Below are 13,866 nucleotides of genomic sequence, written 5' to 3'. Positions count from 1 at the left end.
CGTGACAAACAATTTACAGAACGATTTGCTCATCCGGGCGGCTTTCTCGCAGCCTACTGAGCGGCCACCGGTTTGGATGATGCGGCAAGCGGGCCGGTTCATGAAGGAATACTGGGCCATCAAAAACAAGTATTCATTTTTGGAAATGTGCAAGACGCCCGAAATAGCGGCCGACGTGACCCTGTTGCCCGTTGATTTGCTGGACGTGGATGCCGCTATCCTGTTTTCCGACATCCTCGTGACTGGCGAGGCGATGGGCGGGCAGCTGAGCTTTGAGCAAGGCGTAGGGCCCCGCTTTGCAAACCCGGTACGTACGCAGGTGGATGCGGAAGCGTTGCGTACCGATGTGCTCGACAAACTGCAATACGTTGGTGACGCCATCCGTGTTATTCAGCAGCGTCTACAAGGACGTATTCCGCTCATTGGGTTTGCGGGTGCACCGTTTACGGTATTGAGCTACCTGGTAGAGGGCGGTTCATCGCGCGATTTCAAGCGCACCAAGTTGCTGCTCAACAACGAACCCGACTTGGCACACCTGATTTTACAGAAAATCGCCGATGTGACGGTGGAATACCTCAATATGCAGATTACGGCAGGGGTAAATGCGGTACAGTTATTTGATAGCTGGGCACAAGCGCTTTCGTGGAACGATTACCAGGCGTTTGCCCATGCATATAACACCCAAATCATTTCCAAGCTACACCGGAAGGATATCCCCGTTATTTCTTTCTGTAAGGGAAGCTCGGTGTTTGCACCGCTCATGGCGGAAGCTGGCCCTGATGTGGTTTCCGTCGATTGGAACGCGGATCTGCGTAACATCAAAGATAACCTCCCGCAGGGTGTAGCGGTGCAGGGTAACTTGGACCCGTTTGTATTGTACGCTGATAAAAAGGTAATCAAGGATAAAATCTTGCAGCTGTTTGAGCGTATGCGCGGACAGGACGGGTTTATCTTTAATCTAGGGCATGGTATCATGCCGGACATTCCATTCGATCATGTCAAATATGCCATTGAAGTCGTGAAGGATTTTAGGTATTAGATTCGACGATTTAACTTAGCGCTGCCATGCTGTACCTGTACGCAAAAGCCATACACATCATCTTCGTTATCTGCTGGATGGCCGGGTTGTTCTATATGGTACGGTTGTTTATCTACCACACGGAGGCACGGCAACGGCCGGCGGCGGAGTATCAGGTGCTGCATCGGCAGTTTATGGTGATGGAACGCAAGCTGTGGTGGATCATTACCACACCCGCTATGTACATAACCGTGGTTGCGGGACTCGTGATGCTATACGTTAATCCGGCACTTTTGCAGACCGGGTGGATGCATGTGAAATTGGCCTTTGTACTTGGGTTGGTGGGCTACCATTTCGTATGCCAGCGTGTGATGTTTAACCTACGTGCTGAGACGAACACGTGGACCTCCATGCGCCTGCGTTTGTGGAACGAGCTCGCTACTGTACTGTTGTTTGCGATTGTTTTTGTGGTGGTGCTCAAAAGTGCTATCAATTGGATTTATGGGGTGGTGGGTTTGCTGCTTTTGGGGATGATGTTGATGGTTGCTGTGAGGTTATACAAGAAAATCAGGGAGCGGGGGTAGTACCAAGCCCGAAGGCTCAGCCCCCTTTCTTCCATTTGATAGTGCAACCGACTGCCTTAGTAAACGACGGCGTAGGTGCTTGGCCTGCATTTATGGCCGCAATGGCGTCCTCAACATAGTTGTTTTCGGGCTCCCCGCCTTCGCTATCATCATCAATGGCTCCTATGTATTGCAATTGCATACCCGCATCGGTATTGACCACGACAAATGCATGTGGTGTCCGGGTTGCACCAAATTTCAAGGTGGTCAGATGGCCGGGGTCTAATAGGTAGGGAAACGTAAAGCCTTTGTCGGCCGCCCGCTTTTTCATCTCCTCCCCCGATTCCCTGGAATCCACGCCAGGGTCATTGGGGTTCACGGCCACCACTGGAAAGCCTTGTGGTTTGTATTTGGCATCCAACGCGATGATCCGGTCTTCATAAGCTGCTGCAACCGGACACGTGTTGCAGGTGAATATGAGGATTATTCCTTTTTGATCAGTGTAGTCACCCAGTGATACGGTTGTCCCGTCCACGTTGACTAGGGTAAAATCGTCGACGACATCACCGATCTGGTACCCGCCGGTTTCTTGTGCATGCACGAATAGGGCAGCTGAAAAAACCATTGCTAAAAATAAACTGGCTGCTTTTTTCATCTATCTAAATTTGTTTATTCATCGTTTTTTTTTCTAAAGGCATTCATGCTGGCTTCGGCGGTTTTAATGGTGATGGTTTCATAACTGTGTATTTTAAGGGTTAACAATCGACAAATAAGTTTTGTTTAGTGTTTCGAAATCAAATTCCCGCTCATGGAATAACCGTACGTCTTTCGTTTTATTAATAAACAATGTCGCAGGTATGGCTCCGGACCACTTCTCGCTTACGCGGTTGATATACTCCTGTTGGTTTCGCTCATCGAGGATAAGCACCTCGTTGCGTAAGCCGTTTTTCTCACCGAATTTAACGACGCGTTCGTGGTTTTTGGGTGCATCTAGGCTAAGCAGGATTATCTTCAACGGCTGAGCACTATGGGTTTGTTGTAATTGTTCGAAATAGGGTAGTTCCGCTACACACGGTTCACACCATGTGGCCCATAGGTTCACGACGTACGTCGTATCGCCACCGTTGGCAAGCCGCTCTTCCAATGCGTCGAGTTTGATGAGCTTAACTTCCTGCTGGGCGCTTCCTATCGAAGGTAGCCAAGGTATGCAGCGAGAAAACAAACGACGAGTTTTTGCATAACGTCCGTTTCTTTACACAAGGATACTGATAATTTGGTTATTAACAATAAGTTATACAGTATTGTTGCAAAATATAGATAACTGTTACAAGCAAAAGCACCTCTATATCGGTATATCGTGATAGCGCGTCAAAGGTACGCGTAGGACATTACGCAGCCGCGGATTTACCCCGGCTATCTTACAACCAATTGGGGGTCGGAATATTACAACGTTTGAATACGGAGAAAAGGCCTGTTTTAAGGTTCTAAGCCGAAGTGTTTCATATTGTATCCGTCTGTATTTAGAAATAAACCATAGTTTCGTTTATGCAATGCGATTGGTTTTGCTTCACTTAACCAATTGAAAAGTAGGGAAATCGGTATTGCGGATGCCTGAACATAAATTATAAAGGAGAACAAAATAAATTATGGATAATCTTAAATAAGGGAATTATGGAGTAAACAAACTATTAATCACCATTTATAAATCTAATGAACATTTCAATAAGTAAATCGCGCTTGTGATAAATCCTGAGTCTGTTTGGTTTTAAAGTACCGATAGGGCCGTTCATGGCGGTAGCAGTTGTAGTGATCAATCTGCACAACGTGATACGACACGAACTGATTGTTGCTGTGCGATAGCGAAAAATCATCTGAATGATTTTAATGTAATACCATTTAAAAAACGAATTATGATGGAAAATTTAACTAACCTATCTGTGAGGAGATACGGCATGGCATTAGCAGCCATTTTATGGTTGCTGATTGTACAAACCGGTTTTGCCGAGGAGGACAATGGTGTGGCTTTGAACGAAGGCGGCCATACAGGAGCTTTGCTTTTGCAGCAGAAGACCGTGCACGGCACCGTTACCGACTCTACAGGGAGTGTGCTGGTCGGCATTTCTGTTTTGGTGAAGAGCACACCGAGCGTTGGCACGACGACCGACGTGAATGGCAGATTTGTATTGGAGGTGCCTCAGGATGCGGTCTTAGTTTTCAGTATGGTGGGCTTTGAAACCCAGGAAATCCCGGTTGCTGGGAAAGAGGCGATTAATGTGACCATGATAGAGACCCATTCGGCGCTGGATGAGGCCGTTGTCGTGGCCTTCGGTACGCAGAAGAAAGAGTCGGTTATCGGTTCCATAACAACCATCAGCCCAAAGGAACTGAAGGTTCCGTCAAGCAACTTGACCACGGCATTGGCTGGTCGTTTGGCTGGTGTCATCGCTTTCCAGCGGAGTGGTGAACCTGGGCAGGATAATGCCAATTTCTTTGTCCGGGGAATAACGACCTTCGGCGCTAACCAGAACCCGCTGATTTTGATTGACGGTATTGAGCTGTCGACGACCGACCTGGCACGGCTACCGCCCGATGATATTGCCAGCTTTTCGATCATGAAAGATGCGACGGCAACAGCACTATATGGGTCTAGAGCGGCAAACGGTGTTATACTGGTTACTACAAAACGGGGTAAAGAGGGTAAGCCTTCTATTATGTTAAGGCTCGAACACTCGATCTCAGCACCCACCAAGAATGTGGAACTAGCCGATCCGGTTACCTATATGAAACTCCACAATGAGGCGATTTTGACTAGAAATCCGTTAGAGGAACTGTTTTATAAAGATGATAAAATAGAGAATACCGTGCCCGGTTCGGGCTCTATTATTTATCCCGCAACGGATTGGCGCCAGGAATTGTTTAAAGATTATACAACCAACCAGCGTGTTACGCTGAATGTTTCCGGCGGTGGCTCTGTAGCCAGGTATTATGTGGCTGGGAACTTGACGCAGGATAACGGTGTTTTGCGTGTAAACGGGCGTAATAATTTCAACAATAACATCGACCTGAAGACATACAGCCTGCGGACGAACGTTGATATCTCCCTGAGCAAGTCTACGGAAATGGCAGTACTGTTAAGCGGTAGCTTTGATGATTATACCGGGCCGTTGGACGGCGGTACAGGGATGTATCGGAAATCCATGTGGGCCAACCCGGTATTGTTTCCTGCCACCTACCCGGTAGACGATGACCACCGGTTTGTGAACCACATCATGTTTGGGAATTACGGTGATGGCAACTTTATGAATCCCTATGCCGATATGGTAAGGGGCTACAAGGAGTATGCCCGGTCCAACATTGTTGCGCAATTGGAATTGAAGCAGGATCTTTCCATGCTGACGGAGGGGTTGGCTGTACGTTCGATGGTCAATACTACCCGATATTCGTTTTTTGACGTACTGCGTGCGTATAACCCATTTTATTACATAATGGGTGATTACAGCCGCCGGGAAAATACGTACCGTGTAAATATCCTCAATCCAGATACAGGTACGGACTTCCTGACTTACGGACTCAATGAACGGGATATTCGGTCGCAGTTTTATATAGAGACCGCAGCCAGCTACAACCGGACTTTCGATAAGCATGCTGTGAGCGGTATGTTGGTGAATATCCTTCGGCAAAGCTTGACCAGCAGGTCGGAATCACTGCAAGAGTCGCTGCCTTTCCGCAATTTCGGGTTATCTGGCCGTGCTACTTATGCATATGACAGTCGTTATTTCGCAGAATTCAACTTTGGTTTCAATGGTACCGAACGCTTTTATAAAGACCACCGGTATGGGTTTTTCCCGGCAGCGGGATTGGCTTGGAGTGTATCTAACGAAAAATTCTTCGAGCCTTTGAAAGATGTGATTTCCAATTTGAGGTTCCGCGCTACTTATGGTATTGTGGGCAACGATAACATCAGCAGCAGCCGTTTCCTGTACCTCTCGGAGGTCAATATGTTTAATTCGAGCTATGGCGCGGTGTTTGGAACGGAGAACGGCTATTCGAGACAAGGGATCACAATGGTCCGCTACTCGGATCCAAACATCACTTGGGAGACCGCCAAGAAAACCAATTTCGCGATGGAATTGGGCCTGATGGACAGGTTGTCGCTGGTAGCAGAATATTATACCGAAAAGCGGGAAAATATCTTACAACAACGGGTCGCTACGCCTGCATCCATGGGGCTTGCTGCACAACCTTATGCCAATATCGGCGAAGCGACAGGCCGGGGTGTTGATCTAGCCTTAGAGTATAACCATGCGTTTACAAATGGGTTGCTCCTGCAGGGGAGAGGGAATTTTACCTACGCCACGGGTAAATATACTGTCTTTGAAGAATATGATTATCAAAATGCTCCGTGGCGATCGCGGATTGGTTATCCTATCCATCAGCAATGGGGATACATTGCCGAAGGGTTGTTTGTCGACGAATATGAGGTGGCGAACTCGCCTCGACAGAGCTTCGGTGAGTATATGGCGGGCGACATCAAATACCGTGATATCAACGGTGATGGTGTGATCACCACGTTGGATCAGGTACCTATCGGCTACCCGACAACTCCGGAGATCATCTATGGGCTCGTGTTTTCGGCAAGCTACAAGGGTTTCGATCTATCCGGATTCCTGCAGGGACTGGCTAGGGAATCGTTTTGGCTGAATACGAAGCAATGGCACCCCGATGATAATCCAGATTCTACCCTGCCTTTCCTCGGCAACCAGCGGCAACTGCTTAAGGCCTATGCCGACGATCATTGGTCTGAAGAGAATCGTGACGTGTATGCGCTGTGGCCCAGGCTGAGTACCACCTACCGCGACAACAATGCACAAACCAGTACTTGGTTTATGCGCGACGGCAGTTTTTTGCGGTTGAAGCAGGTTGAGGTTGGTTACTCATTACCAATGCAGCTGGTTCAGCGGGTTAGCATGAGCAGTCTCAGGCTGTATGTAACGGGTACAAACTTGTTTACATTGAGCAAATTCAATCTTTGGGATGTGGAGATGGCTGGTAATGGGTTGGGGTACCCCGTTCAGCGTGTATTTAATTTTGGACTTAGTGCTACTTTTTAGGAGATCAGATTATGAAAACGATAAGATTTTGCTTGCTTATAACGGCACTTACGGTATCCTCATCCTGCCAAAAATACCTCGATGTGATACCTGATGATATACCTACACTGGAGAATGCATTTACGATGAGGGTTACGGCAGAGCGTTTTTTGTTTACGTGCTATTCATACATGCCGTTGCACAGTAGCCTCGCCGGAAACCCCGCATTTACCACGGGTGACGAGATCTGGGTGCACGATAACTACCTGACATCCGGCTTTCAAATAGCCCGCGGTGGACAGAATGTGGTGAATCCATTCCTCAACTTCTGGCAGGGGGGGCGAGACGGCAAGGATCTTTTCCAGGGAATACGTGATTGCAATATTTTCCTGGAGAACGTAGGCAATGTGCCGGACGCAGATGAGTATGAAAAGAACCGGTGGATCGCCGAGGCGAAGTTTCTGAAGGCCTATTATCACTTTTGGCTGGTACGCATGTATGGCCCAATTCCATTGAAGAAGGAAAACCTGCCTGTGGATGCGGATATCAATGAAGTGAAGGTAAGGCGGGATCCGGTTGACGACTGTTTCGACTATATTGTGGAGCTATTGGATGAAGCACTTGCCCCCAACATGCTTCCGGATCAGATCATGATCGAAATATCGGAGATGGGACGGATAACCAGGCCTATCGCGGCTGCAGTCAAGGCACAGGTATTGCTTACGGCCGCTAGTCCATTCTTTAACGGCAACGCCGATTATGTTAATTTCCGTGACAAGGAAGGTCAGCAGCTGTTTAACACAACTTATAGCTCGGAAAAATGGGAAAAAGCAGCAATTGCCTGTAAAGAGGCAATCGAACTTGCTGAGGAGATGGGAAACCGCCTGTATACGTATGACCAAAGTTCGCTACAATACAACGTGTCGGACACGCTACGTTTACAGATGAATATCCGAAATAGCGTAACGGAAAAATGGAATAAGGAAATCATATGGGGCAATACCAACAGTATGGGCAACACCGTTCAGGTACAGTCGCATCCACGCGGGCTGGATCCGGCTTTACGGGCAAATGGATCTGTTGCGGGCAATATGGCTGTTCCCTTGAAAATCGTAGAGACGTTCTACTCACACAACGGGGTGCCCATCCAAGAGGATAAAACCTGGGATTACGCAAACCGATATGGACTCAGTACGGCCACTACGGATGATCGGTTCTATATCAGGGAGAACTACACGACGGCTAATCTCCATTTTTCCCGGGAACCGCGTTTTTACGCCAGTCTAGGGTTCGATGGTGGTATCTGGTTTGGGCAGGGTAAGTACTCAAATAACGACCTATGGTATGTGATGGCCAAAAAAGGGCAGGCAGCATCCACCATTGCGAACCATGCGCACAACGTAACCGGTTATTGGCCGAAAAAACTAGTCTATTATACCAATGCCCAGGTGCAGAATACCTACAACCGTACGGATTATCCCTGGCCGGTCATTCGCTTGGCCGATCTATACCTGATGTATGCCGAAGCACTCAATGAAGTGCAAGGGCCTGGTCCAGATGTTTATGAATGGATCGATCGCGTAAGGGAAAGGGCCGGTTTGGCTGGCGTGGAGGAGTCTTGGGCGACGTACTCCGTCAATCCGGGGAAACCAGCCAATCAGGATGGTCTGCGTGACATCATCAGGCAGGAACGGCTGATTGAGCTGGCCTTTGAAGGAAAGCGGCTCTGGGACCTTCGACGGTGGAAACTGGCATTGGAAGAGTTGAATACGCCTATTTCCGGCTGGGATATCAGGCAGCAGACCGCGGAAGGATATTACCGTGTAAATGTGATTTATAACCGCCGGTTTGCTCAAAAGGATTATTTGTGGCCGGTGAGTGAGGCCGAATTGCTGGCTAATAAAAATACGGTACAGAATCCGGGTTGGTAACGCAATCTCACCATTACTAATAAAGAAAATTATGAAACGTTTTCAATATATCAATTATATCATCTGTGCGCTGATTTTAGTATTCGGCGGATGTGATGAAGATCGCAATTACATCAGACTGGAAGACGGCGAGATTCCGTCGCCGGTAACAAACATCCGGGTTGAACCCCTGCCTGGCGGTGCCAAGATCACGTATTCGATTCCACCGGAAACGAGTTTCCGCTACGTTCGAGCAGAGTACAATATCAGGAGCGACGCTGCCCGGGTATCGAAGTCATCCAATTATGTGGATTTCGTCACTGTCGATGGCTTTCCGGATACTGAAGAGTATGAGGTCAAGCTGTATTCGGTAAACGGAGGCGAAAAGAGCTCCGAACCAGTTGTTGTTAAAGTAAACCCGCTGACGCCACCGCTCCAAGAAGTACGCAACACCTTGACGTTTACGGAAGCGTTTGGTGGCGTAACCATCAATTTCGAAAACTCGGGGGAGGCACCGATGGCGATAGGTATCTTTACTCCCGATGAGAACAACGAGTGGGTGGAGGTTGACACCTATTATAGCGAGGCCAAAAACGGCCGGTTTACCGTGAGGGGATTCGCCGCGGAGGAGCGGAGGTTCGGTGCGGTTGTCCGTGACCGGTTTGGCAGCTTGTCGGATACAGCGGTTGCGGTGATTACGCCTATTTTTGAGGAGGTCATTCCCAAGCCTTTTAGGGCCTATACATTGCCTTCTGATTACATTACGCCGCACCCTTCGGCGTCTTATACCATTGATAAACTTTGGGATGAACGAAATGCAGACGCCGTGTTTCACACCAGGCCCGGTGCCGGAATGCCCCAACATTTTACGTTTGATCTGGGAAGAAAGTGCACGTTGAGCCGCTATAACCTGGTGCACCGCGGTCCGGGTAATACGTATTCCTATAAGCTTGGCGCTCCCAAGACGTGGGAAATCTACGGCTCCAATGATCCGACGGACGAGTGGGACAGTTGGGAATTATTGGGAACGTTTGAGTCTTACAAGCCCTCGGGGAATCCCGTAGGAACAAACACGGCAGAAGATAATGATTATGCTACGGTAAACGGGGAAGATTTTGAATTCCCGACAGACAACGAAATCGGAGCAGTTCGTTACCTCAGGTTCAGGATATTGGAAACCTGGGATTACCTGGATTATTTTTATATCGCAGAGCTGAGCTTTTGGGGGAGGGTTGAAGAATGATAACGCGTAAATTAACGAAGAACGCTATGGAACGTAACAATCAAAACATCGGACTGCTATTTGCAGCATTGCTGCTTGCTGGCGTGTGGCTGGCAGGATGCGGTAAAATGGACGAAACGTATAAGGATTTTATCAAGGATGGGCGCATTATCTATGCGGCAACTCCAGGTGATTCACTGAAGGTGCATCCTGGTAGGGACCGGATCCAACTTTCATGGCCTGCTGCGCCGGATCCAAAAACAGCCAGGGCACACATTTATTGGAACGACCGTGCAGACTCCATGATCGTAGATCTCAAAAATCCACCAAACGACACCGTCGATGTCCTAATCAATAACCTGCCAGAAGGTTCGTATCTGTTTGAGATTTATGTTTACGATGATTTGGGTAACCGATCGGTTAAAACGGAAGTGAACGCCAGTTCTTATGGTGATGATTACGAGCGCTCGCTGTTAGTGAGGCCTATTAATCAGGCCACCTCGAAGCGGGACAGTGTAACGGTGAATTGGGGTGCGAATGCCAGTGAGGAAGGTGTGTTTTCGGAACTGGTGTACGTGGATCTGGATGGTAATGAACAGGTGATCACTGTCTTGCCAGAGCGGGAGCTCTTGTACCTCACGGACGCTAACTATACGGTGCCGTTGCGCTACAGGACGGTATATTTACCATCGCCCATTGCGATAGACACTTTTTACACCGAATATTTTACCGCGGAAATCACTCGCCTAAAGGGTGATCCAATTGAATTGCCTAAGATTGATTGGACGGCTACTGCGTCTAGTTTTGACACGCGTTCAGGAGCCAGTTATCGTCCGTCTAGCAATGCAATCGACGGGGATCCGGAAACCTTGTGGGTGAATCAAATCAATCCGCAAACCGAGTTCCCGCACACAATTACTGTGGATATGGGTGAAATGCAAGAAGGTATCGAAGGTTTCGCCATCATTTCCCGGCTATCTGCCGCTTCCCGTGCGAAAAATGTCGAATTTCAGACCAGTGAAGATGGGGAAACATGGCAGAGCCATGGGAACAGAGAGTTGGCCAATGTTGCGGAGAAACAGTTCTTTGATGTTGATGCACCCGTTAACGCCAGGTATTTCCAAATGATTGCCAAAGATGCGCATGACGGGGGCAAGAACATCGCCTTGGCTGAGATCGGTGTTTACCGCTATTAACAGCCTCCAGCCTTCTTTCACTAACCTACAGATCAATTGGGTAGGTTAGTAAAAGATAGCTGGCTTATTCGAAGATTTTTAAGGAACATGGAAATGAAAGTTGTTTTACCGTCCGTTGTTTGTCTGGGTATTTTATAAGGTCGAGCAGCAGTTCAGCTGCTTTTTCGCCAATCATATACGGCTGTTCCTGCACGGAGGCTAATGGGGGATGGTTGATGTAATCGAAGAAGGGCAGTGCGCCAAAACCAATAAGTTCTACGGGACTGACTTTGTCGGGGAAACGTTGACGGAGGCATTTGATGACGTCCAGCATGATATAGTCCTTGAAGCACAAGATGGCGGTAGGTGCAGGTACCTGGCCGAGGAGCTCGCTGACGGCAGCATCGGTTTGCGCAGCACTCAGGTCGGTTTCTTTGACCAGAGACCGCTCAAATGGAATGTTATTGCGCAAAAGGCCATCACGGTAACCTAGTAGACGGCCTTTGCTGGTAGACCATGAACGGGGACCATTTAGATACCCAATGTGGTGATGACCACGGGCTACGAACAGGGATACCGCCTCAATGGCTGCCGAATAAACGTCACTAACGACGCTGTAACACGGGATTTGGGGTTTCCTGGCAAAATAGACAACGGGTATATCGGCGTGTTCTAGCCTGTTAAGATGTTCGAATTCTTTTGTCTCTTTGGATACCGAAATAAGCAGGCCGTCGATTGAACTCGATTGCATCACAGACACGAGCTCGGCTTCGCGGGTAAAGCTTTCATGGCTTTGGCCAACGATTACATTGTAACCATGAGATGAAGCGATTTTTTCAAAACCGTCCAGTGCAATGGTATAGAAGTGATCCATCAGACTGGGAACAATGATGCCCAATGTAAAGGATCTACGTTGCTTAAAATAGATTGCAGCCCGGTTTGGAACGTAATTGAGCTCTGTCGCTAGTTTCCTTACGCGATTTTTTGTGCTCTCGTGAATATTCGGGTGATCATTCAACGCCTTGGACACGGTGGACACAGAGAGCTGCAGTCGGGACGCGAGGTCCTTTATTGTAATCGGTTTACTGGACATGTTGCTAATTAGTACCTGCTTAAAAAAATAGTTTTCACTCCGCTGACGCCATAATTGTCGTTACAACGTTCTAAAGTATGAAAACTACGGTAAACTTCCTAACTCATTCCAAGGCAGATGTGTTTCTGATTTTTTTAGAACCTTCAGCAAGTTGTCGTTATTTCAGCTGAAATCGGGTCTTTCACCTTGGGTAAAAGACAACTACAGGTTAACGAGCGGAAAAAAGTAGGTGCCGATAGCCGAAATTATTCGCTAAAACAAAGATATTTGATTTCCATATATTCATCCAATCCATGCTTGGAGCCCTCGCGGCCGATACCAGATTGTTTGACCCCGCCAAACGGCGCGGCCGCATTGGAGACCAACCCCGTGTTGACGCCTACCATACCCGATTCCAGCTGTTCGGCCACACGCCAACAGCGGTTGACATCCCGGCTGTAAAAGTAGGCCGCCAAGCCGAATTCGGTGTCATTTGCTTTGGCAATACCTTCCGCTTCTGTCTTGAAGCGAAACAAGGCGCAAACCGGGCCGAAGGTTTCTTCGTGGGCGATCAATGCCGTTGCAGCCAAATTAGTCAGCACGGTAGGTTGGTAAAAAAGGCCTTTCTTTGCCCTGCCGCCGGTAAGGAGGTCAGCCCCTCCGTCTAGTGCGTCTTTCACGTGCGCTTTTACTTTGTCCAGTCCGTCTTTACTGATGAGTGGTCCCACTTGTACGCCCTCATCGAGGCCGTTGCCGACTTTCAACTTCTTGACGGCCGCAGTTAATTTGTTGGCGAATGCATCAAATGCGGCGTCCTGTACATAGAATCGGTTTACCGCTACGCACGTTTGGCCCGAATTACGGAATTTTGCGGTGATTGCCCCGCTTACGGCAGCATCGATGTCGGCATCATCGAATACGAGGAACGGTGCATTCCCGCCCAGTTCAAACGAAACTTTTTTAACTGTACCAGCGGCGTTCTCCATCAGTGCGCGCCCCACTTCCGTAGAGCCCGTAAATGATATCTTACGCACGCGCTCGTTGGTTGTCAGTTCCTCGCCCATGCCTTTGCTGTCTTTGCCGGTTATGACGTTGAACACACCGATCGGGAAGCCCGCCTCATGGGCTAGTTTGGCTAGGGCCAATGCCGTAAGCGGTGTTTGCGATGCCGGTCGTAAGACCACGGTGCAGCCGCTGGCCAGGGCGGGTGCTACCTTCCGCGTAATCATGGCGAGCGGGAAGTTCCACGGCGTGATTGCTGCCACAACGCCCACCGACTGGCGGATGGTAACGATCCGCTGGCCTGTTTTTGGCGCGGGGACAGTTTCGCCATAGGCCCGCTTAGCCTCTTCGGCAAACCATTCGACGAATGAAGCACCGTAATCCACCTCGGCGAGGCTTTCGGACAGCGGCTTGCCGCTCTCCATGGTCATGGTGCGCGCCAGTTGCTGCTTATGTGCTATGATGAGATCGTACCATTTCCGTACGATGTGGCTGCGTTGGGTTACGTCGGTGTTGCGCCAGGCTGGCCATGCGTTGTGGGCGTAGTTGATTGCTTTTTTACAGTCGGTCACGGTGAGGTCGGGTACCGAAGCGATTGTATTACCTGTGGCGGGGTTGATGACATCAAAGGTTTTCCGGCCCTTAACGAATTTGCCGTTGAGGTAGGCGTTGAAATTAGTTATGGATTTTTGCATTGTTAAAAATTATTGATGTGCTTCATGTTAACGTTCTGCTATGCTAATGGTTTTTCGCCTGATTGTTATATTAGTCAATAAGCGTACCTTTGTTTCCGATGCTTTAAGGAATGACCGAA

General features: G+C 48.7%; 10 protein-coding genes. 6 read left to right on the top strand and 4 right to left on the bottom strand.

Features of this window, described 5'->3' with window-relative positions; all coding sequences use genetic code 11:
- The first annotated feature begins 1 nt into the window (after position 1).
- Positions 2-1,039 carry a uroporphyrinogen decarboxylase gene (gene hemE / locus VNQ80_RS05295; protein WP_325636413.1) on the top strand — a complete coding sequence of 346 codons (1,038 nt, stop codon included), beginning with the start codon at positions 2-4 and terminating at the stop codon, positions 1,037-1,039.
- A gap of 26 nt (positions 1,040-1,065) precedes the next feature.
- On the top strand, positions 1,066-1,602 hold the full coding sequence (hemJ, locus tag VNQ80_RS05290; RefSeq protein WP_325636412.1) for a protoporphyrinogen oxidase HemJ: 537 nt from the start codon (positions 1,066-1,068) through the stop codon (positions 1,600-1,602).
- A 16-nt stretch (positions 1,603-1,618) separates the two neighbouring features.
- Here the strand turns inward: hemJ and VNQ80_RS05285 are convergent, their stop codons facing one another.
- Both VNQ80_RS05285 and VNQ80_RS05280 read right to left on the bottom strand, forming a co-directional pair.
- Complete coding sequence (locus VNQ80_RS05285; RefSeq protein ID WP_325636411.1) at positions 1,619-2,236, bottom strand: thioredoxin family protein; 618 nt, start codon at positions 2,234-2,236, stop codon at positions 1,619-1,621.
- Between the two features lie 93 nt (positions 2,237-2,329).
- On the bottom strand, positions 2,330-2,803 hold the full coding sequence (locus VNQ80_RS05280) for a TlpA disulfide reductase family protein (protein ID WP_325636410.1): 474 nt from the start codon (positions 2,801-2,803) through the stop codon (positions 2,330-2,332).
- 688 nt (positions 2,804-3,491) lie between these two features.
- Here VNQ80_RS05280 and VNQ80_RS05275 point away from each other — a divergent pair.
- The 4 genes from VNQ80_RS05275 to VNQ80_RS05260 are packed head-to-tail and all read left to right on the top strand — an operon-like array spanning position 3,492 to position 10,999.
- The gene (locus VNQ80_RS05275; protein ID WP_325636409.1) at positions 3,492-6,692 is read left to right on the top strand and encodes a TonB-dependent receptor; all 3,201 of its coding nucleotides are present in this window, start codon (positions 3,492-3,494) and stop codon (positions 6,690-6,692) included.
- Between the two features lie 11 nt (positions 6,693-6,703).
- Positions 6,704-8,602: a RagB/SusD family nutrient uptake outer membrane protein gene (locus tag VNQ80_RS05270; RefSeq protein WP_325636408.1), complete on the top strand. Its 1,899-nt coding sequence runs from the start codon at positions 6,704-6,706 to the stop codon at positions 8,600-8,602.
- Between the two features lie 31 nt (positions 8,603-8,633).
- The gene (locus tag VNQ80_RS05265) at positions 8,634-9,824 is read left to right on the top strand and encodes a DUF5000 domain-containing lipoprotein (RefSeq protein WP_325636407.1); all 1,191 of its coding nucleotides are present in this window, start codon (positions 8,634-8,636) and stop codon (positions 9,822-9,824) included.
- 26 nt (positions 9,825-9,850) lie between these two features.
- Positions 9,851-10,999, top strand: a complete 1,149-nt coding sequence (locus VNQ80_RS05260; RefSeq protein WP_325636406.1) for a DUF4998 domain-containing protein — start codon at positions 9,851-9,853, stop codon at positions 10,997-10,999.
- 64 nt (positions 11,000-11,063) lie between these two features.
- Here the strand turns inward: VNQ80_RS05260 and VNQ80_RS05255 are convergent, their stop codons facing one another.
- Positions 11,064-12,071, bottom strand: a complete 1,008-nt coding sequence (locus tag VNQ80_RS05255; RefSeq protein ID WP_325636405.1) for a LacI family DNA-binding transcriptional regulator — start codon at positions 12,069-12,071, stop codon at positions 11,064-11,066.
- Positions 12,072-12,316: 245 nt separating this feature from the next.
- Complete coding sequence (locus VNQ80_RS05250; RefSeq protein ID WP_325636404.1) at positions 12,317-13,747, bottom strand: NAD-dependent succinate-semialdehyde dehydrogenase; 1,431 nt, start codon at positions 13,745-13,747, stop codon at positions 12,317-12,319.
- Between the last annotated feature and the right edge of the window lie 119 nt (positions 13,748-13,866).

Origin of the sequence: Parapedobacter sp. (genome assembly GCF_035556095.1) — a bacterium.
Taxonomy (GTDB): Bacteria; Bacteroidota; Bacteroidia; order Sphingobacteriales; family Sphingobacteriaceae; genus Parapedobacter.
The sequence above is the reverse complement of the archived record's forward strand: the minus strand, read 5'-3'. Positions and strand labels throughout refer to the sequence as shown.

Coding starts and splice junctions, on each gene's coding strand:
- hemJ (WP_325636412.1), top strand. CDS start 1,066: ATGCTGTACCTGTACGCAAAAGCCATACACATCATCTTCGTTATCTGC.
- VNQ80_RS05285 (WP_325636411.1), bottom strand. CDS start 2,236: ATGAAAAAAGCAGCCAGTTTATTTTTAGCAATGGTTTTTTCAGCTGCC.
- VNQ80_RS05275 (WP_325636409.1), top strand. CDS start 3,492: ATGATGGAAAATTTAACTAACCTATCTGTGAGGAGATACGGCATGGCA.
- VNQ80_RS05270 (WP_325636408.1), top strand. CDS start 6,704: ATGAAAACGATAAGATTTTGCTTGCTTATAACGGCACTTACGGTATCC.
- VNQ80_RS05265 (WP_325636407.1), top strand. CDS start 8,634: ATGAAACGTTTTCAATATATCAATTATATCATCTGTGCGCTGATTTTA.
- VNQ80_RS05260 (WP_325636406.1), top strand. CDS start 9,851: ATGGAACGTAACAATCAAAACATCGGACTGCTATTTGCAGCATTGCTG.
- VNQ80_RS05255 (WP_325636405.1), bottom strand. CDS start 12,071: ATGTCCAGTAAACCGATTACAATAAAGGACCTCGCGTCCCGACTGCAG.
- VNQ80_RS05250 (WP_325636404.1), bottom strand. CDS start 13,747: ATGCAAAAATCCATAACTAATTTCAACGCCTACCTCAACGGCAAATTC.